Source organism: Arthrobacter sp. P1_B11, from assembly GCF_056406715.1.
Genome location: NZ_JBFTZQ010000001.1, coordinates 299,999 through 319,699, shown reverse-complemented (window position 1 = coordinate 319,699; position 19,701 = coordinate 299,999). Strand labels below are relative to the sequence as shown.

Genomic DNA, 19,701 nt, shown 5'->3' with positions numbered 1-19,701 from the left:
TTCACATCCGTTCCGGCGCGGAAACGCCAAGCAGGTCAAGTCCGTTGGCCAGCACCTGGCTCGTGGCGTCGTTGAGCCACAGGCGCGTGCGGTTGAGATCGGTGACGGCTTCGTCCCCCAGCGGGGCTACGCGGCAGGCGTCGTACCACCGGTGGTAGGCCCCGGCGATGACCTCAAGGTGGCGGGCCACCCGGTGGGGTTCGCGCAGCTCAGCGGCCTTGGCCACGATGGACGGGTAGCTGCCGAGGTAGGACAGCAGCTCATTTTCCGTGGCGTGGTCCAGCAGCGAGGCATCGAAAGCGCTGCGGTCCACGCCGGCGGCCACGGCGTTGCGTGCGGTGCCGCGGGAGCGGGCGTGGGCGTACTGCACGTAGAAGACCGGGTTCTCGTTGCTGTGCTTCTTGAGCAGCTCCGGGTCCAGAGTCAGCGGGGAGTCTGCCGGGAAGCGGGCCAGGGAGTAGCGCACGGCGTCCTTACCGAGCCAGGAGATCAGGTCCTTGAGCTCGATGATGTTACCGGCGCGCTTGGAAAGCTTGGCGCCGTTTACCGAGACGAGCTGGCCGATCAGCACCTCGATGTTAACTTCGGGGTCATCCCCGGCAGCGGCCGCGATGGCCTTGAGCCGGTGGATGTAGCCGTGGTGGTCGGCACCCAGCAGGTAGATCTTTTCGGTGTAGCCCCGGTCCTTCTTGGACAGGTAGTACGCTGCGTCGGCGGCAAAGTACGTCGGCTCGCCGTTGGCGCGGATCATCACGCGGTCCTTGTCGTCGCCAAAGTCCGTGGTGCGCAGCCAGACGGCGCCGCCGTCGTCGAACACGTGGCCCTGCTCGCGAAGGCGGGCAACGGCACTTTCAATGGCCCCGGCGTCGTGGAGTTCCTGTTCGGAGAAGAAAACATCGAAGGAAACGCCGAACTCGGCCAGAGTGTCTTTGATGTCCTTAAGCTGTGCCCGGTACGCCGCCGCCCGGATCACCGGAAGGGCGGCCACATCGGTCAGCTCGCGGATGTCGGGGTGCCGGGTCAGGACCTCATGGCCGAGGTCGCGGATGTACTCGCCCGGATAGCCGCCCTCTGGCACATCCCTGCCGTGGAGGCGTGCCAGCACGGAGTTGGCGAACACGTTCATCTGCGAGCCGGCGTCGTTGATGTAGTACTCGGCGGTGACATCCGCCCCGGAGGCACGCAGCACGCGGGCGATGGAGTCTCCCAGGGCCGCCCAGCGGGTGTGGCCGATATGCAGTGGCCCGGTGGGGTTTGCCGAGACGAACTCCATGTTGACGGTGTGGCCTGCGAGCGCCGAGTTGGTCCCGTACTCAGGTCCGGCTTCGACGATGGCCTTGGCCAGCGCACCGGCGGCGGCCGCGTCGACGGTGATGTTCAGGAAGCCAGGGCCGGCAATCTCCACTGCGGACACGCCGTGGATCGCTTCCAGGCGGGCGCTGAGGATGGTGGCGAAGTCCCGCGGCCTGGTACCGGCCTGCTTGGCCAACTGCAGGGCAATATTCGTTGCCCAGTCGCCGTGCTCCCGGTTCTTCGGCCGTTCCACGAGGACGGCGTCGGGGACGGCCGCTTCGGAAAGTGCGACCTCACCGGCGGCAACGGCATCTTTCAGGCAGGCGGATATGGCGAGGGAGAGTTCTTCGGGAGTCACAACCCTAGCCTACCGGGGGGCCCGCCCTGCGGCGGAATTCCGGCGTCGCTGATGGCGCTGTCACGCACAGCAACCGCCTAGCAGATTCACAGATTGAACCCGTACCCTGATTTGAGCGTCGTTCACCCGGCAAGTGCCCGTACAAACGAAACGAGACACCGTGAAGCCTTCCGTCCGAAAAAGCGTCTTCGCCGGCATGGCTGGCCTTTCCCTGGCCGGAACGGTGGCTGGCTGCGCGCCTTCCGCCCAGCAGCCCGCCGCCCAGGAAACGCAGCCCGCCACGACGTCGGCGAGCGCAGCGCCCGGATCGTCGTCCAGCGCATTGGCGGAGTCCGGCGGAGGCTACAAAGACGGCACCTACAGCGCCGACGGAAGCTACAGGTCACCGAACGGCACGGAGACCGTGGGCGTCCAGCTGACGCTGGCCAACGGCACGGTGTCCGCTGTCGAGATCACCGAGCACCCCTCCAATCCGAACACCCGCAAGTTCCAGGGTCAGTTCGCCAGCGGAATCGCGGAGCAGGTGGTGGGCAAGAGCCTCGACGAGATCAAAGTGTCCAAGGTGGCGGGTTCGTCACTGACCAGCGGTGGCTTCAACCAGGCAGTCGAAGAGATCAAGGCCCAGGCCCTGTAGGCGGCTGCGCGGCTTGGACGCAGGACATGGACCGCACGTTGAGGAGAGCCCATGCCGCACCCGGGCTGGCAGAATTTCCGCTTTGAAGGAATAGGCACCAGCTGGGAGATTTCCACGCCCGCACCACTGGGCCCCGGGTTTCGCAGCCGCCTGCTCGCCGAGGTGGAGCGCTACGACTCCACGTGGTCCCGGTTCCGCGACGATTCCCAGGTAGCCCGAATGTCCGCCGGGCCGGGAAGCTACGCATTTCCGGCTGAAGCCACGGGCCTGGCGTCGCTGTACCGGATCCTCTATGCACTGAGCAACGGTGCCATGACGCCGCTCATCGGGGGCAGCTTGGAACAGTTGGGCTACGGCCCCGGCTATTCCCTCCGGCCACGCGGCGCCCCAACACCCCCGCCCGCCTGGGACGACGTACTGGAATGGCGCGGAACGTCAATGACCACCAAGGCGCCCGTCGTGCTGGACATCGGTGCGGCCGGAAAAGGCCAGCTGGTGGACCTCCTGGCTGAAGTGCTGCAAAGCCAGGGTGTCCGCGAGTTCTTCGTCGATGCGGGCGGCGACCTCCTGAACGGTGGAAACGCACCGGTGACAGTGGCACTGGAGCATCCGTACGACTCCAGCAAGGCGATCGGCACAGTTCCCCTCGCGAAGGGAGCTCTGTGCGCCTCGGCCTCAAACCGCAGGGCCTGGGGCGACGGCCTTCACCACGTACTGGACGGAACCACCGGAACCCCGGTTCGCACGGTCGTGGCCACGTGGGCCGTGGCACGAACCGCGATGGAGGCCGATGCCCTGGCCACCGCCCTGTTCTTTGTTCCCGGTGAGGTACTGGAGCGCCATTTCCGGGTTTCCTGGCTTAAGGTTTTTTCCAACGGCAGTGCGGAGTATTCCGCGGAATTCGAAGGAGCACTGTTCACATGAGCCAGACAACCTTCCGGCCGCGGATGTCGGCGGCCACCGCGCTGGACGCCATGCTGGGCCGCCTGACCATGTACCGGCTGGTGCTGCTGGTTCTCGCTGTGCTCGCCGCGTACAGCCTCCTCCTCGACGCCCTTGGCTGGCTGACATTCGGCATACCCCAACTGTTGGCCCACCTGGCGTTGTGTGTGGGGCTGACCTACGCGTCCAACCGGGCACTGGCTGCCCTGTTCCGCGTCCAGCCCCATTCGGAGTCTTCGCTGATCACCGGGCTGCTGCTCTATTTCCTGTTCTGGCCTGCGCAGTTCGGGCAGGCGTTCGCCGGCGTCGAACTGGCCGGCATCGAACTGGCCGGAGTGGCCCTGGCCTGCGTGCTGGCGTCCGCGTCAAAGTATGCGCTCGCCTGGCGCGGGCGCCATGTCTTCAACCCCGCGGCGGCCGGCGCCTTCATCACTGGCCTGACGGGGTTGAATATCGCCACGTGGTGGGCAGGTACCCCGGCAATGCTGTGGTTGCTGGTTCCCGCGGTCCTGCTGGTGCTCTACCGCACGCGGAAAATGCTCATGGCCGCGGTTTTCACCGTGGTCGCCACGTCCATTGTGGCGGCTGGGCTGTTGCAATCGGGGGTGGACCCGGGAGGGGCGCTGTGGCAACCACTGGCCCAAAGCCCCATCATCTTCTTTGTCGGGTTCATGCTGACGGAACCGCTGACCTTGCCTCCTCGGCGGTGGCAGCAGCTGGCGCTGGCCGCCGTCGTGGGTCTGCTGTTTGCAAGCCCTTTCAACCTCGGCTTCGTGGCGAACTCCCCTGAGCTGGCCCTCCTGGTCGGGAATTTGGTGGCTTTCCTGGCCGGTCAGCGCGGAAGCGTCAGGTTGTTGTTCAGGCACTCGCGCCGGCTCACCCCGACGACGACTGAATTTGTCTTCGAGCCGCGGCGCCGCCTCCGCCACGCCCCGGGCCAGTATCTGGAGCTCGACCTCCCGCATGCGAAGCCGGACGGAAAGGGCCGCCGCCGTGTCTTCAGCCTGACAAGTCACCCCGATTCGCGGCACGTCAAGATCGGCGTGGGCACGGCCGAACCCGTCTCAGCCGCCAAGCAGAAGCTCCTGGCGCTCAAGCCGGGGGATGAACTCACGGCCACCGCTGTGGGCGGGGACTTCGTTTTGCCGCGGAGATCCAAAAGCCCGGTCCTGCTGATTGCGGCGGGCATTGGCATCACGCCGTACCTGGCGCATCTCTCCGACGGCTCAGCCGGGCCGCGGGACACTGTCCTGCTCTACCTCGCCCGCAACGCCTCCGAACTGGCGTATTCCGACGAACTGAAGCAGTCGGGGGCCCGCGTCATTGCCCGGCTGGCCGACGGCTCGACTCCCCCGGACTTCATCGAGGATGCGGCCGCCGGAGTGGAGAACTCAGGCGCGGCAGGCATCGAAGCGGCAGCAGCGGCGCCGATGGCCAGGCTGGACGGACCTGCGCTGCTGCGTCTTGTTCCGGACATCGCCCGGCGCACGGTTTTCATCTCGGGCTCACCGGCCAGCGTCGGCTCCCTGCGGCGTGCAGCCAGGCAGGCCGGCGCCCGCCGGATCCGCGTGGATTCCTTCGCAGGTTACTGACGCGGGCTGCAGCCGAGGGAGAGGTTTTCCATTCGAGGCCACCTTCCTGCTAAGCTCTAGGACGTCCAGCCGGGAACGGCAGGATCCCTGACTGCCCTCGTAGCTCAGGGGATAGAGCGTCTGCCTCCGGAGCAGAAGGTCGTAGGTTCGAATCCTATCGAGGGCACAGAACAAACCCCGTTACTTCCCGTAAGTAGCGGGGTTTTCTGCATCTCCAGTGCGCCTCCATGGATTGTCGGTGGCCGCTCGTAGGCTGATTCGCATGATCTGTTCAATCATTCCGCCCTACATGCTGCGGCGCCTTGCCGCCCAGGACTCGCCGCGGTACACCGCCGTCGCAAGGGCAGCCAAAGAGGCCCTGCTGCACGTGAAGTCCGTGCAGGCAGCCCGCGCCGCTCCCTCTGCCCCGGTGACTGCCCCTGGCATGAGGCAGCTGCAGCCGGCCCCCGTCAACAGATCCGTCTTCGACGCCAAATCCGGCGAATCGCTCCCCGGCCAGCTCGTCAGGAAGGAAGGCGAAGCGGCCATCGGCGACCCCGCCGCCGATGAAGCCTACGACGGGCTGGGCAGCACCCACAGCCTTTACGCGGAAGTCTTCGGCCGGAATTCCATCGACGGCCGCGGAATGCCGCTCAACGCCACCGTCCACTTCAGCAAGCTCTACGACAACGCGTTTTGGGACGGGCAGCAGATGGTGTTCGGCGACGGCGACGGCGAAATTTTTGAACGGTTCACGCGCTCCCTGAGTGTCATCGGACACGAGCTGGCCCATGGGGTGACCCAGTATTCGGCGGGACTCGCCTACCGGAACCAGGCCGGCGCCATCAACGAATCGCTGTCAGACGTTTTTGGCGCCATGGTGGAGCAGTACTTCCGGAAACAGTCCACGGCCGACGCCAGCTGGCTGATCGGTGAAGGCCTCTTCATGCCGCAGGTTGAGGGTTCGGCGCTGCGCTCCATGAAGGCGCCCGGAACCGCGTATGACGACGACGTCCTGGGCAAGGACCCGCAGCCGGACTCGATGGACTCGTACGTTCGCACCAGCGCGGACAACGGCGGTGTGCACATCAATTCGGGCATCCCCAACCGTGCTTTCTGCCTCGTGGCGCAGGCGCTGGGCGGGAATGCCTGGGAGGCTCCGGGGCAGATCTGGTACGAGACACTGACGGGCGGTTCCCTCCCGCCGACTGCCACGTTCAGCGTCTTCGCCAAGGCAACTGCAGCATCTGCAAGGGAACTGTTCGGTGCGGAGTCAGCGGAGCATGACGCCGTGCGCCTGGCGTGGGAAACTGTGAAGGTAAAGCTCTAACCCAACGCCGGGAATGCGGCCGATCTGCGTTTCCGGCGGCCCCGGAATAACCAGGACCCCGCCATGAAAATCACAGTTGAGCGTAGCGGCGGGATTGCTGCGCTGACCCGCACCTGGACGGTGCAGGCCACCACCTCCAGCGACAAGAACCACTGGCAGCCCATCGTTGAGGCTTGCCCGTGGGATGCCGTGCCCGAATCCCGGCCAATCACCGAAGGGCAGCCTGACCGGTTCATGTATTCCATCCGCGCCGGCGAACACCGCGCCACCCTGCCGGAGAGGGCCGTCACCGGCCCTTGGCGGGTGCTGGTGGAGACAACCAGGGCTGCCGCGGAGGAACTGCGGACCGGCGGCGGCGGGGCCGGTTTCCGGTCCTAGCCCGCCGAAGCCAGCTGGCCGCGGAATGCCCTGCGGTAGGACTGCGGGCTGGTGTCCAGCACCTTGGCGAAGTGGTGCCGGAGCAGCACCGGATGGCCGAAGCCGGATTGCCTCGCCACCTCATCGATGTTCAGTTCAGTGGACTCAAGAAGCTCCTGCGCCCGCAGCACCCGCTGGGAATTCAGCCACGCCGCCGGAGTGGCGCCCGTCTCCGCCCGGAACCGGCGGGCAAAGGTCCGCGGGGACATGTGCACCCGGGCGGCAAGTTCTTGGACGGGGTGCTCCTCGTCCAGGTTCTGCACCATCCACCGCAGCAGTTCCTCCATGGGCTGAGAGCCGCACTCAGGCATGGGCCTGTCGATGAACTGGGCCTGGCCGCCGTCGCGGTGCGGAGGCACCACCATGTCACGGGCTATGGCCGCGGCCACCGCGGCGCCAAACTCAATACGGACCAGATGCAGACAGGCGTCGATGCCCGCCGCCGTTCCCGCACTGGAGATGATCCTGCCGTCCTGGACGTAGAGAACGTTTTCGTCAACGAGGACCTTCGGAAACTGCGCGGCAAGCTCGCCGGAGTAGTGCCAGTGCGTGGTGCACCGGCGCCCGTCCAGCAGCCCTGCCCTTGCCAGGGCAAAGGCCCCTGAGCAGATGGACATGACCCAGGCCCCGCGGTCGTGGGCAGCCCGCAGGGCTTCCAGCACTTCCTCGGAAACATCCTCCTCCCGGCCGTACGGCGTCATGATCACCAGGTCCGCGTCCGCGGCCGCCTCCAGGCCAAGACTGACGTTCATGGTCAGGCCGGTCTTGAGTGGGATGTGGCCGGGCACTGGCGTGCAGACCCGGAAATCAAACTCGGGCACACCGGCTCCGCGGCCGGACCGGTCAATGCCGAACACTTCAAACGCGGTGCCGAACTCAAAGATCGAGAAGTTGGGAACCACGATCACAGCTACTGATTTAAGCATGAATCCAGTATGGCAGAAATTTGCACTTTTTAGGCATTTCTGCCACTTTTTTCCGAGGTCGGCTAAGAGAACCATGGAGGTATGGAAATCGTCGCAATAGCCCTCGTAGTCCTGGTCCTCATCTCAATCGCCGCCACGTTCACCGCCGTCGTGCGGGACGGCCGCGGACACACCCCACCCGAATATTCAATCCGGGACTGGTCCGCGCTGGACCTGCCCAGCAGCAATTACACGATGCGCATCTTCTGATCGCGCACCTGGCTCCCCGCCCATATTCCGCCTCCAACAGAAAGGACCCGGCTCACAGCGAGCCGGGTCCTTTCACGCTATGGGGCCCGTGGGCGCCGGGATTGCCGCTGCACCGCCCTGCTCCGGCGCTTCCGACGGATCGCCGAGCCCCTCCCGGGCCGCAGTAGACTGATACCAGCCATGACTTTTCATATCTCCTACCCCGCCGAGTTGCCGGTCTCCGAGCGCCGCGAGGACCTGATGGCGGCCATTGCCGCCAATCAGGTGACCATCATTGCCGGCGAGACCGGCTCGGGAAAAACCACCCAGATCCCCAAGATGTGCCTGGAACTGGGCCTCGGAGACAACGGGCTGATCGGGCATACGCAGCCGCGGCGGCTCGCTGCCCGCACGGTGGCTGAACGCATTGCCTCCGAACTCGGCGTGGAGATCGGCCAGGAAGTGGGATTCCAGGTCCGGTTTACGGGCGAGGTCAGCCGGTCCACCAAGGTCAAACTCATGACCGACGGCATCCTGCTGGCCGAAATCCAGCGCGACAAACTGCTGCGCAAATACAACGCCATCATCATCGACGAGGCCCATGAGCGCAGCCTCAACATCGACTTCATCCTCGGCTACCTCAAGCGGATCCTGCCGCAGCGCCCGGACCTGAAGGTGATCATCACCTCCGCCACCATCGATCCCGAGCGCTTCGCGAAGCACTTCGGATCAGAGGAGGCACAGGCGCCCATCGTCGAGGTCTCTGGGCGCACGTTTCCCGTGGAGATCCGCTACCGGCCGCTGTCCCAGCCGGCCGGGGGCGGCGCAGACGACGAGAACGCATCCGACGACGAGCTCGAGGAAGACCGGGACCCTCTCGATGCGGTGTGTGACGCCGTGGATGAGCTCGCCCTGGAGGCACCCGGCGACATCCTCATCTTCTTCTCCGGCGAGCGCGAAATCCGGGATGCCGCGGAAGCCCTGAACGCCAGAATCCAGTCCAACCGGCGCCTCGCCGGCACCGAAGTGCTTCCGCTCTTTGCGCGGCTGAGCCTGGAGGAACAGCACCGCGTGTTCAACCCCGGCAGCAAGCGGCGGATCGTGCTCGCAACGAACGTCGCCGAGACCTCCCTGACAGTGCCGGGCATCAAGTACGTCATCGACACCGGCACCGCCCGCATCTCACGATATTCACACCGCACCAAGGTCCAGCGGCTGCCGATTGAACGCGTTTCGCAGGCTTCGGCCAACCAGCGGTCAGGCCGCTGCGGGCGCGTGTCCGACGGCATCGCCATCCGCCTCTACTCTGAGGAGGACTTCGAATCCAGGCCGCTCTACACGGACCCGGAGATCCTGCGCACCAACCTGGCCGCCGTAATCCTCCAGATGACAGCCATGGGAGTGGCCCGCGGGCCCAAGGACATCGAAAAATTCCCGTTCGTGGAGCCGCCGGACTCCCGCGCAATCAACGACGGCGTCACGCTCCTCCGGGAGCTTGGCGCCTTGAGCACTCCCCAAGCTGCCGATGCCGCAACCTCCGCCGGACGGGGCGGCGGTTCCGGCCGCAACGGCGGCGGGCTTACCGCCGTCGGTCAGCAGCTTGCGCAGCTGCCGGTGGATCCGCGCCTGGGCCGCATGATCGTCGAAGCAGGAAAACGCGGCTGCGTCCGCGAAGTCATGGTCCTGGCGGCCGCGCTGACCATCCAGGACCCGCGCGAGCGCCCCCAGGGGGACGGCTCAGGCAAGCAGCAGCTCGCCGCGGAAAAGCACGCCCGCTTCCGTGATGAGAATTCCGACTTCACCGGCTTCCTGAACCTATGGAACTACATCCAGGAAAAGCAGCAGGAACTGTCCTCCACTCAGTTCCGCCGCCTGTGCCGGAACGAGTTCATCAACTACCTCCGGGTCCGTGAGTGGCAGGATCTGTTCGCCCAGCTCCGGCAGCTTGCCCGCCCCCTGGGCATCAGCCTGGATAACAAGCGGCTGGCAGATCCGGTGGGAAACAACGAGGGCATCCACATCAGTCTCCTCTCCGGCCTGCTCAGCCACATAGGCATCCTGGACGAGCGCAAGCGGGAGTATGCCGGTGCACGCGGCAGCCGCTTCGCGATCTTCCCCGGCTCCGCCCTGTTCAAAAAGTCCCCCACCTTTGTCATGGCCGCGGAGCTCGTGGAAACCAGCAGGCTCTGGGCCAGGGTGGCCGCCAAGTTTGAGCCGTCGTGGGCCGAGCAGGTGGCTCCGGACCTCGTCAAGCGCACCTACAGTGAACCGCACTGGTCCACGAAAATGGGCGCCGTCATGGCCTACGAGAAGGTCACCCTTTATGGCGTGCCCATCATCGCCCAGCGGCGTATCAACTACGGCAAGGTCGATCCCGTCCTCGCCCGCGAGCTGTTCATCCGGCACGCGCTGGTCGAGGGTGACTGGAAGACGCACCACAAGTTCTTCCACCGCAACCGCGCGCTCCTTCAGGAAGTGGAGGAACTCGAAGCGAGGATGCGCCGCCGCGACCTGCTGGTGGACGACGAAACACTCTTCGAGTTCTACGACGCCAGGGTGGGCAAGGACGTTGTCTCGGAGCGGCACTTCGACAAATGGTGGAAGGAGGCCCGGCAGCAGGACGCGGCGCTCCTGGACTTTGACCAGTCGCTGCTCCTCAGCGAGGATGCCGAGGCACTGGATGACTCTGCCTACCCCAAGACATTGCTGCACAAGGGATTCGAGCTGCCCCTGAGCTACGAGTTCCACCCGGTGGCGCCAGGATCGCCGCCCAATCCCTCCGACGGCGTTACCGCGGAAGTTCCGGTCCTTTTCCTGAACCAGCTCGACGACGCCGCCTTCCGCTGGCTGATCCCGGGCCAGCGCGTGGAACTGGTCACTGCACTCATCAAATCGCTGCCCAAGCAGATCCGCAAAAACTTCGTTCCGGCTCCGGACGTTGCCAGGCAGGCAGTTGCTGCGCTGGAGGCCGAATTTGATCCCGCCGGGGACGAACTCGAGTCATCGCTGGAGCTGGTGCTGCGGCGGATCCGCGGGCACATCATTCCGCCCGGGTCCTGGAACTGGGACGCCGTTCCCCAGCACCTTCGCGTGAGCTTCAAGGTGGTGGACAGCCGCGGCAAGGTGCTGGATGAAGGCAAGGATCTTGAAGCACTGCAGGAGCGGCTTGCGCCTGCCACCCGGCGGGCCATCGCGGAATCGCTGGGCGCCACACCGGCCACTGCCGCGCCGCGCGCCGCCAAGAAGGGAGCACCCACTGCCGCCGTGCCGACACATGGAGACCGGCAGCAGGTACACCGGGGATTCGCTGACCAAAATTCGGCTGGCCAGGGCTTCACGGAACAGGCCGGCCTGACCGAGTGGTCCTTCGGCACAATTCAGCGCGAAATCAGCGTTACCGTCAAGGGTCATACTGTGACTGGCTACCCGGGGCTCGTGGATGAAGGGAAGTCCGTGGCGCTGCGCGTCTTCCAGTCGGCCTCGGAGCAGCAGGAGGCCATGCGCGGCGGAGTGATCCGGCTCCTGGCGTTGCGGGTTCCCGCGCCCGACCGTTATGTCCTGGAGCACCTGAACAACACGGAGAAACTGACCTTCAGCCAGAATCCGCACGGGTCTGTCGCGGCCCTGATTGCCGATTGTGCCCTCGCGGCCATAGACAAGCTCACTCCGGCGGGGCTGCCTTGGGACAGGGCCTCATTCGACGTCCTGTTCGAACAGGTCCGCGCGGAATTGATCGACACCGTCTTTAGCGTGACTGCCGTTGTGGAGCGCATTCTTGCCAGCACCCGGCGGATCGAAAAACAGCTCAAAGGCACCACCAGCCTGGCGCTCATCAGCGCGCTCAACGACATCAAGAGCCAGCTGGAGCAGCTGGTTTTCCCCGGGTTCGTCGCCCGGACGGGCTACGCCCAGCTGAGCCAGCTGCCGCGCTACCTCGCTGCCATCGAAAAGCGCGTCGAAAAGCTACCGGGTAACGTGCAGCGCGATGCGCTTAATATGGCCGCTGTGCAGCGGCTGGAGGATGAGTATGACGACGCCGTGTCAGCCCTGTTGCCCGGCCGCCGGGCGGGAGCCGAGCTGACGCAGGTGCGCTGGATGATCGAGGAGCTGAGGGTGAGCCTGTTCGCCGTCGAACTTGGAACCGCCTACTCCGTCTCGGAGAAGCGGATACGGGCAGTGCTCAACAAGGCCCTGGCGGCCTAGTTCTCAGGCGTCGGGAACGAACTCCCCATGGCCGGCGTCGCGGAGCCCGGCGCGGAGCTTTTCCGCGTTGGCGTCCAGCGTGGCAGGGTCCGGGTTATGGTCCGCGGAGGCGAAATCGAAGTCGGCCATGCTGTTGGACGGCCAGACATGGACGTGCAGGTGGTTGATCTCGTAGCCGGCCACGATGAGGCCTGCGCGGGCTGCACCGAAGGTCTCGACCTGGACCGCGCCGATGCGGCGGGCCACCTCCATGACCCTGGCCAGCGTCTCAGGCGAAGCGTCCGTCCAGCGGTCCACTTCCTCGGTGGGAACCACCAGTGTGTGGCCGTCCGCCAGCGGGCCCATGGTCAGGAACGCGGCGACGTCCGGTTCGCGCCAGACAAACCGGCCCGGGATCTCCCCGTTGAGAATTTTGGTGAACAGCGTGCTCATGCGTCTGCCCTTTCCGCCGGTGCCTGCAGGGTGGTTGTGTCCAGAACGAAACGGTACTTGACGTCGCCCGCCACCATCCGGTCGTAGGCGTCGTTCAGCTGGTCCGCCCCGACGATCTCAACGTCGGAAACCACGCCGTGTTCGGCGCAGAAGTCCAGCATCTCCTGGGTTTCCGCGATGCCCCCGATCAGGGATCCGGCGTAGGCGATCCGGCGCCTGATCAGTGCGCCCGGGTTCACGGGCGGCATGGCGTCGGAAGGAAGCCCCAGCTGGAACAGGGCCCCGTCCCGGTGCAGTGTGCGGAAGAACGGGTTCAGGTCGTGCGGTGCTGCCACAGTGTCAATGATGAGGTCGATGCTCCGGTTCGCGGCGGCCATCGCGTCCTCGTCGCGGGAGAGGATGACGGCGTCGGCGCCGAGTTCCAGGGCCGCCGAGACCTTCGATTCGGACGTGGTGAAGACCCTAACCTCTGCACCCATGGCCTTGGCCAGCTTGACCGCCATGTGTCCCAGGCCGCCGAGGCCCACGACGCCCACAACGTCGCCTTCCTCGACGCCGAAGTGGCTCAGCGGCGAGAACGTGGTGATGCCTGCGCACAGGAGCGGCGCCACGGCGGCGGGGTCCAGGTTTTCCGGTACACGCAAGACGTAGCGGCGGTCGACCACCACGGACGACGCGTAGCCGCCCTGGGTGATGGAATCGCCGTTCCGGGCGTCCTTGGCACCGTAGGTTCCGGTCATGCCCCGTTCGCAGTACTGCTCCAGTCCCTCACGGCAGCTTTCACATTCGCGGCAGGAATCCACAATGCAGCCCACGCCGACGAGGTCCCCTGGGGCGAAATCGTCCACGTCCGAACCCACGCGGCTGACCCGGCCCACAATCTCGTGCCCGGGCACCAGCGGATAGTTCTGCGTGCCCCATTCGCCGCGCGTGGCATGCACATCCGAGTGGCACAGCCCGCAAAACTCAATGGCGATTTCGACGTCGTCGGCCTTCGGAGCCCGCCGGGCGACGGTCAACGGAACCAGTCCACCGGTGCTGGACACGGCGCCGCGTGCGGCAGCAAGGCGCCCCTCAAGGGGCGATGCCGTTCCAGCGTCTTCGGCGAGCGGGATCTGCAGGGCAAGCGGCGGTGGTACGGGGCGTCCAGGAGTCATACTGCGACGCTACCCTCCGCGGCCAGAACAATGCCAGCCGACGCACGCCCACCGGACTGTGCCGGACGGAACGTGCCGCCGGATCGTTCCGGTCGGATCGTTCCGGTCGCCAGGCCGGGCACGCAAACTCCTCAGCCTTGCCTGGCATCTCCGGGCTCTGCACCGGTTGCCACGGGCCGTGAGGCATCGTTGGACCATTGGGAGAAGGAGCCGGGGAAAAGCGCCGCGGGAATGCCGGCGATCTCAAGTGCCGCGATCTCATGGGCGGCGGTGACGCCCGAGCCGCAGTAGACCGCAGTCTGCGTTGCTTCGTCCACTCCCAGCCGCGAGAAGCGGAGCCGGAGGTCCTGCGCCGGCAGGAAGCGGCCGTCGTCGCCCAGGTTCCCGGTGGTAGGCGCGCTGACAGCCCCGGGAATGTGGCCGGCGCGCGGGTCCACGGGTTCGATCTCGCCGCGGTACCGCTCCCCGGCACGGGCATCAAGCAGCACGCCGCGCGTTGCCCATTCCGCCGCCTGAGCAGCGTCGATAACGCGCATGCCGCCGTCGGTAAGCGTCACGTCGCCGGAAGCGGTCTCCTCCGGCCCGCCACGAAGCGGCAACCCTGCCCGGCGCCAGGCGGCCAGGCCGCCGTCGAGCAGGTAGACGCTGCCGAAGCCGGCGTTGCGGAGCATCCACCAGAGCCGGGCCGCCGAGGTGTTGCCGGCATCGTCGTAGGCGACCACCACATCGCCCGTGCTGATCCCCCAGCGCCGGGCGGCGTCCTGGAGCTTGTGCAGCGGCGGCAGCGGATGGCGCCCACGGGCGGGCTCCGCAGGCTCCGCCAATTCGGTGGGAAGGTCCACGTAGACGGCACCGGGGATGTGCTCCTTGAGGTAGTGCCCGTGGCCGTGGGGATCACCCAGCGCCCAGCGGATATCCAGCAGCACGGTGCGCTGCCCGGAGGTCATCCTGCTGTTCAGCGCGGACACGTCTATCAGGGTATCCATCGAATCTCCTGTGGCTTGGATGAATTTGGCTTGGATGAACTGCACCCGGACGAACAGTGGCTGGCGGCACCGGGGCCGGCAGCACAACTCTAGCGGTGCCCGCCCGCTTCACCGGTAGGCTGAATCGGTGAGCAGAGCACGCAGCGCGGACCGGGCATGGGCAGACGAGGCCATCCGCAAGATCAACGCGGAAAACAACAGGTCGGCGGACACACACCTGTATTCCGTGCCGCTGCCCGAGCACTGGGGCGTACAGCTCTACCTCAAGGACGAGTCCACGCACCGCTCCGGAAGCTTGAAGCACCGGCTGGCCCGCTCCCTGTTCCTGTTCGGTTTGGTGAACGGCTGGATTAAGGAGGGCACCACCATAGTAGAGGCGTCCAGCGGCAGCACGGCGGTCTCCGAAGCGTACTTTGCGCAGCTGTTGGGGCTGCCGTTCATTGCCGTCATGACCCGCACTACGAGTCCTGAGAAGATCGCCCTGATCGAGCAGTTCGGCGGCGCCTGCCTGCTCGTGGACCACGCTTCGGAGGTCTACGCGGCAGCCGCCGAGGTGGCGGACACCAGCAACGGCCATTACATGGACCAGTTCACCTATGCGGAACGCGCCACAGACTGGCGCGGCAACAACAACATCGCAGAGTCCATCTTCCAGCAGCTCGCCCTGGAGGAGCACTCTGTCCCCCGGTGGATCGTAGTGGGTGCGGGCACGGGCGGGACCAGCGCCACGATCGGCCGGTACCTCCGCTATCACCGGCATGAGACGGAACTGGCTGTGGTTGATCCGGAAAATTCGGCCTTTTATCCGGGCTGGCGCAGCGGTGCCGCTGACTTCAGCACGGGCCTTCCCTCACGGATCGAGGGCATCGGCCGGCCCCGGATGGAGCCAAGCTTCGTCCCTGCCGTCATCGACCGCATGATCCAGGTTCCGGATGCCGCCTCGGTCGCCGCCATGCGGCACCTCCATACCCTGGCGGGACTGCACGCCGGGCCCTCCACCGGCACCAACCTTTGGGGCGTGTGGCAGCTCGTGGCGGAGATGGTCGCCGAGGGGCAGCGGGGCAGCATCGTTTCGCTGATGTGCGACGGCGGTGACCGCTATGCGGGCAACTACTACAACGCTGCGTGGCTGGCAGCGCAGGGACTCGATCCCGAGCCGCATGAGGGCACGCTCAGGGCATTTTTCGATTCCGGCGTCTGGAAGCCGTAGCCGCCCGGCGGCCCTTCGACGGACCCAAACGGCAACGAAGTCAGACGTCGACGGATTCGCCGCTGGACAGGTGGGTGTACTCCGTGCCGTACCTGGCGCCCAGCCTCTTAACGTGGCCCTCCACCAGCTCCATTCCGGTGCCGTTGAGGAGTGCGTCATGGATGGGAAACGCCCGCGGCGCGCGCACGCCAATCACGAAATCCACCACCTCGCTGACCTTGTTCCACGGCGCGTGAACCGGCACCAGGAGCGTCTGCACGCTGATGCCATCCGGAATGATGAACGAGTCGCCGGGGTGGTAGACGTTTTCATCCACGAGATAGCCGATGTTGGCCACCATGGGAACGTGCGGGTGGATCAGCGCATGCTGCCCTCCGAAGCTCCGAATCCCGAATCCGGCAGCATCAAAACTTGTTCCGGGGTCCACGGCATGGACGCGGGACGCCGCGCCAGGTGCTTCGCTGCGGAGGTCTTCCGCCACCCCTGCCGGTGCGAAGAGCTGCAGGTCCCCATTGGCCGTGAGGGCAGATTTCACGGCTGCCACATCAATGTGGTCCTTGTGTTCGTGCGTGATGAGGACGGCGTGCGCGCCGTCCAGCGCTTTGGCGGCCTCGGAGAAGGTCCCCGGATCGAGCACCAGCACCTGCCCGTCTTTTTCGAGGCGCACGCACGCGTGGGTGTACTTTGTCAGCTTCATCTGGCCAGCCTAGGGAACCGGCCCCGTCAGTGTCCACGGACGTCCGGCTGGTAATCTAGGACCTTGCCAGTATCCCTTAGCGAAGCGAGTCCATTCATGCCACACGGCGCCAGCGCTGACGGCAGTCCGCTGACCCCTTTGGCGGCAGCCGGCGGAAAAGAGCAGCGCGTCACCAAGCAACGGCTGGCCGTAAGTGCCGCGCTGGACGAGCTTGATGACTTCGTGAGCACACAGGAGCTGTACCGTATCCTCCAGAACCAGGGGGTCTCGGTCTCGCTGGCCACGGCCTACCGAATTTTGCAGTCCCTTGCGGACGACGGACTCGTGGACGTGCTGCGGAACGCCGACGGCGAGGCTGTCTACCGCCGGTGTGCAGTGACCGGGCACCATCACCACCTCCTGTGCCGGAGCTGCGGCAAGGCCGTGGAAGTCGAAGCCCCCGCGGTGGAAACCTGGGCCGCCCGGACGGCCCAGGAGCACGGGTACTCAGAGGTGGCACATACGGTGGAGATCTTTGGGCTCTGCCCCGACTGCACCGCCCGAAAGGCCGGCGCTAAATAGCCTGCACTGGCGGCGCCGCCCAGACGGCATTATGCCGTCCGAACCTTGCCACCGGCGCTACGCAGGCCGGCGCTGCACCGTCCGCATGACGCGTCCGTTGAGGCCGCGCTTGGCCCGGACGCTTCCGATCACCCTGCAGACCACGTAGATCAGGAACGACAGTGTGGTCACGTAGGGGCTGATCGGGATGCGGCCGCCGAGGGCCAGGAGGATGCCGCCCACCGTCGCGGCGACGGCAAACAGCACGCTCAGGAGCACCACCAGGCGCGGAGACGACGTGATCCTCAGCGCGGCCGCGGCCGGGGTGATCAGCAGGGCGAGCACCAGCAGCGCACCCACGATCTGGATGGACAGGGCCACGCTCACGCCCAGCAGCACCATGAAGGCCAGTGCCAGCGTACGCACGGGAACACCGCGGGCTTCGGCGAGTTCGGGATCGACGCTCGCGAAGCTCAACGGACGCCAAATGGCGCACAGTGCAGCCATGACCACCACCGCGGTTCCGGCCAGTACCTGCAGCTGCACGGTGTCCACAGAGACGATCTGTCCGGTCAGGAGCCCGAACTTGTTGGCCGCCCGCCCTTCATAGAGCGACAGGAACAGGATGCCCAGCCCGAGGCCGAACGGCATGATGACGCCGATAATGGAGTTCTTGTCCCGTGCCCGCACTCCCATGAGTCCCAGCAGGAGGGCGGCCGTCACCGAGCCGATCAGTGACCCTAACACAACGTCCGCGCCTATGAGCAGCGCAAAGGCTGCGCCGGCGAACGAGAGTTCGGAGATGCCGTGCACGGCGAAGGCCAGATCGCGCTTCATGACGAAGGTGCCCACGAGGCCGCCCAGGAGGCCGAGGACGGCTCCGGCCCAGAGGGAGTTCTGCACCAGGACCAGCAGCTCACCGTAATTTTCGAAGTTGAAAATCGACTGCAGGATGCCTTCCGGATCCATCAGGCACCCTCCCCCGCCGTTGCGTGCGCATCGTCGTGATGGTGGGTGGTGGCGTCCGGGAGTCCGACGACGACGATTCTTCCGTTCGCGTGGATCACTTCCACGTGGCTGTCGTACAGCTCCGAGAGGACGTCCGTGGTCATGACCTCGTGCGGCGTCCCCACACTGAAGCGCCCGCCGGCTAGGTACAGGATCCGGTCGACATAGTCGATGATCGGATTGATTTCGTGGGTCACAAAGACCACTGCGCTTTCCTGCTCATGGCATTGCTTGTTGATGAGTGCGCTGACTGCCTGCTGGTGGTGCAGGTCGAGTGACAGCAGCGGCTCGTCGCAGAGCAGCACCTTGGGGTCGGCGGCGAGCGCCTGAGCCACGCGCAGCCTTTGCTGTTCGCCGCCCGAGAGCTGCCCCACCGGTACCTTGGCGTAGTCGCTGGCCCCCACCAGATCCAGCAGTTCGTCAATCCTGCGGTTGGCCTTGGCGTTTCCCAGCCGGATGCCCCAGCGGTGGCCGTCAACGCCGAGCCCCACGAGATCACGGGCCCGCATGGGCGTGTCCGGAGGGAACGGCTTTTGCTGCGGGATGTATCCGATCAGCCGGCTCCCGCGTTCAACAGGATGGCCGCCAAGACTGGCCTTGCCCGAATGCAGTTCCTGCAACCCCAGCAGCACCTTAAGGAAGCTGGTCTTTCCGCTGCCGTTGGGGCCGAGGACCGCAAAGAACTCCCCTGGTTTGATATCGAGGTCAAGGTCTTCCCAGAGCGCCCGCTTGCCAAACTTCAGGGATGCCTTGCGCAGGCTAATGACGGGGTTCAACTTTTTCGCTCCAGGGAGTTGCTGATGTTCCCCACATTGTCCGCCATCCACTGCAGGTAGGTCTTGCCCTCGGGCAGTGTCTCGCTGAAGTTCAGCACCGGCTTACCGGCCGCGTTGGCCGCGTTCTTCAGCGCCTCGGTCTGGGGACCCTCCGTCTGCTCGTTGTAGGCGAGGAAACGGATGTCGGACGAGGCAGCGAGTGCGGTGGCGGCCCTCAGGACGGCGGGAGGCACGTCCGTGCCTTCTTCAATCGCGGCCGTGTACTCAGCAGGGGTGCGGTTGACGAGCCCTGCCGATTCCAGGAGGTAGAGGGGTACGGGTTCGGTCACGGCCACCTGCGACCCGCCGTGGGCGGCCTTGACCGTGGCAAGCCTGGTTTCGATTTTGGTGAGCCCTGCCTTGAAGGAAGCGGCGTTTGCACTGAACTCTGCTGCGGACCCGGAGTCGATCGATTCCAGTTTGGCTGCCACTGAGTCCGCGAGGCGGGACATGGCCCGGAGGCTGTACCAGACGTGTTCGTTGAATTCACCGTGGCTATGGGCGTGGCCGCTCTCGGCGTGCGCCGATGCCGTGCTCTCCGCTGCAGGGGCCAGCCCCGATACTTCCACGGCGTTGATGATGTTCTCGTGAGGGATGCCGCTGTCGTCGGCCATGGTGTGGATGAAGTCGTCGTAGCCGCCGCCGTTTTCCAGCACCAGCTTCGCCTTGGAAATCGCCAGCCGGTCCTGGGCGCTGGCCTCGTAGGAGTGCGGGTCCTGGCTGGGACGGGAAATGATGGCCGTGACTTTGACTTTGTCCCCGCCGATCGCCCGGACGATATCCCCGTACACATTGGTCGAGGCGACCACGGCGATGCCGTTGCCGTCCGCCTTGGCGGGGACACCCGCCGTCGGACCGCACGCCGTGAGCAGCAGCCCGAGGCCCGCCACGGCGGCGGTCAGGGACGATCGGACGATTCTGCGCACGGAAAGACCTCGGTTCTGGAAGCGGCAT

18 protein-coding genes and 1 tRNA gene are annotated in these 19,701 nt (G+C 65.8%); 10 read left to right on the top strand and 9 right to left on the bottom strand.

The window, feature by feature from the left end:
- Position 1: 1 nt before the first annotated feature.
- Entirely contained in the window at positions 2–1,651 is a 1,650-nt protein-coding gene (gene argS, locus AC1D14_RS01425; RefSeq protein ID WP_230116920.1) for an arginine--tRNA ligase, read from the bottom strand.
- A 160-nt stretch (positions 1,652–1,811) separates the two neighbouring features.
- On the opposite strand from argS, the gene AC1D14_RS01420 reads away from it, so the two are divergent.
- From AC1D14_RS01420 to AC1D14_RS01395, 6 genes are all read left to right on the top strand, one after another.
- Complete coding sequence (locus tag AC1D14_RS01420; protein WP_230116921.1) at positions 1,812–2,285, top strand: FMN-binding protein; 474 nt, start codon at positions 1,812–1,814, stop codon at positions 2,283–2,285.
- A gap of 51 nt (positions 2,286–2,336) precedes the next feature.
- Positions 2,337–3,209 (top strand): FAD:protein FMN transferase, encoded by an 873-nt coding sequence (locus AC1D14_RS01415; protein WP_230116922.1) that lies wholly within the window; start codon positions 2,337–2,339, stop codon positions 3,207–3,209.
- Entirely contained in the window at positions 3,206–4,819 is a 1,614-nt protein-coding gene (locus AC1D14_RS01410) for a ferredoxin--NADP reductase (RefSeq protein ID WP_476967961.1), read from the top strand. Before AC1D14_RS01415 ends, AC1D14_RS01410 begins: the two co-directional genes overlap by 4 nt.
- Positions 4,820–4,912: 93 nt before the next feature.
- A tRNA-Arg gene (locus AC1D14_RS01405) sits at positions 4,913–4,985 on the top strand.
- A 96-nt stretch (positions 4,986–5,081) separates the two neighbouring features.
- The gene (locus AC1D14_RS01400; RefSeq protein ID WP_230116924.1) at positions 5,082–6,128 is read left to right on the top strand and encodes a M4 family metallopeptidase; all 1,047 of its coding nucleotides are present in this window, start codon (positions 5,082–5,084) and stop codon (positions 6,126–6,128) included.
- A 63-nt stretch (positions 6,129–6,191) separates the two neighbouring features.
- Complete coding sequence (locus AC1D14_RS01395) at positions 6,192–6,506, top strand: protealysin inhibitor emfourin (protein WP_230116925.1); 315 nt, start codon at positions 6,192–6,194, stop codon at positions 6,504–6,506.
- On the opposite strand, the gene AC1D14_RS01390 is transcribed toward AC1D14_RS01395, so the two are convergent.
- Positions 6,503–7,471: a GlxA family transcriptional regulator gene (locus AC1D14_RS01390; RefSeq protein ID WP_230116926.1), complete on the bottom strand. Its 969-nt coding sequence runs from the start codon at positions 7,469–7,471 to the stop codon at positions 6,503–6,505. The genes AC1D14_RS01395 and AC1D14_RS01390 overlap by 4 nt on opposite strands.
- Positions 7,472–7,552: 81 nt before the next feature.
- On the opposite strand from AC1D14_RS01390, the gene AC1D14_RS01385 reads away from it, so the two are divergent.
- Both AC1D14_RS01385 and hrpA read left to right on the top strand, forming a co-directional pair.
- Positions 7,553–7,720 (top strand): hypothetical protein, encoded by a 168-nt coding sequence (locus AC1D14_RS01385; protein WP_230116927.1) that lies wholly within the window; start codon positions 7,553–7,555, stop codon positions 7,718–7,720.
- 180 nt (positions 7,721–7,900) lie between these two features.
- A complete protein-coding gene (hrpA, locus tag AC1D14_RS01380; RefSeq protein WP_476880806.1) occupies positions 7,901–11,902 on the top strand; it encodes an ATP-dependent RNA helicase HrpA in 4,002 nt (1,333 codons plus the stop codon).
- 3 nt (positions 11,903–11,905) lie between these two features.
- On the opposite strand, the gene AC1D14_RS01375 is transcribed toward hrpA, so the two are convergent.
- From AC1D14_RS01375 to AC1D14_RS01365, 3 genes are all read right to left on the bottom strand, one after another.
- On the bottom strand, positions 11,906–12,334 hold the full coding sequence (locus AC1D14_RS01375; RefSeq protein ID WP_230116929.1) for an HIT family protein: 429 nt from the start codon (positions 12,332–12,334) through the stop codon (positions 11,906–11,908).
- Positions 12,331–13,491: an NAD(P)-dependent alcohol dehydrogenase gene (locus AC1D14_RS01370; RefSeq protein ID WP_230116930.1), complete on the bottom strand. Its 1,161-nt coding sequence runs from the start codon at positions 13,489–13,491 to the stop codon at positions 12,331–12,333. The genes AC1D14_RS01375 and AC1D14_RS01370 overlap by 4 nt, the downstream gene beginning before the upstream one ends.
- A 131-nt stretch (positions 13,492–13,622) precedes the next feature.
- Entirely contained in the window at positions 13,623–14,477 is an 855-nt protein-coding gene (locus AC1D14_RS01365; RefSeq protein ID WP_230116931.1) for a sulfurtransferase, read from the bottom strand.
- A 127-nt stretch (positions 14,478–14,604) separates the two neighbouring features.
- Here AC1D14_RS01365 and AC1D14_RS01360 point away from each other — a divergent pair, with 127 nt between their 5' ends.
- Positions 14,605–15,687 carry a PLP-dependent cysteine synthase family protein gene (locus AC1D14_RS01360; RefSeq protein ID WP_230116932.1) on the top strand — a complete coding sequence of 361 codons (1,083 nt, stop codon included), beginning with the start codon at positions 14,605–14,607 and terminating at the stop codon, positions 15,685–15,687.
- Between the two features lie 40 nt (positions 15,688–15,727).
- Here the strand turns inward: AC1D14_RS01360 and AC1D14_RS01355 are convergent, their stop codons facing one another.
- Entirely contained in the window at positions 15,728–16,384 is a 657-nt protein-coding gene (locus AC1D14_RS01355) for an MBL fold metallo-hydrolase (protein ID WP_230116933.1), read from the bottom strand.
- Positions 16,385–16,480: 96 nt separating this feature from the next.
- Here AC1D14_RS01355 and AC1D14_RS01350 point away from each other — a divergent pair, with 96 nt between their 5' ends.
- Complete coding sequence (locus AC1D14_RS01350) at positions 16,481–16,945, top strand: Fur family transcriptional regulator (protein WP_290369697.1); 465 nt, start codon at positions 16,481–16,483, stop codon at positions 16,943–16,945.
- Between the two features lie 57 nt (positions 16,946–17,002).
- Here the strand turns inward: AC1D14_RS01350 and AC1D14_RS01345 are convergent, their stop codons facing one another.
- From AC1D14_RS01345 to AC1D14_RS01335, 3 genes are read right to left on the bottom strand one after another with little or no spacing between them, the layout of a single operon-like run.
- The gene (locus AC1D14_RS01345) at positions 17,003–17,893 is read right to left on the bottom strand and encodes a metal ABC transporter permease (RefSeq protein ID WP_230116934.1); all 891 of its coding nucleotides are present in this window, start codon (positions 17,891–17,893) and stop codon (positions 17,003–17,005) included.
- On the bottom strand, positions 17,893–18,708 hold the full coding sequence (locus AC1D14_RS01340; RefSeq protein ID WP_476967960.1) for a metal ABC transporter ATP-binding protein: 816 nt from the start codon (positions 18,706–18,708) through the stop codon (positions 17,893–17,895). The genes AC1D14_RS01345 and AC1D14_RS01340 overlap by 1 nt, the downstream gene beginning before the upstream one ends.
- Positions 18,705–19,673: a metal ABC transporter solute-binding protein, Zn/Mn family gene (locus AC1D14_RS01335; RefSeq protein WP_230116936.1), complete on the bottom strand. Its 969-nt coding sequence runs from the start codon at positions 19,671–19,673 to the stop codon at positions 18,705–18,707. Before AC1D14_RS01335 ends, AC1D14_RS01340 begins: the two co-directional genes overlap by 4 nt.
- Between the last annotated feature and the right edge of the window lie 28 nt (positions 19,674–19,701).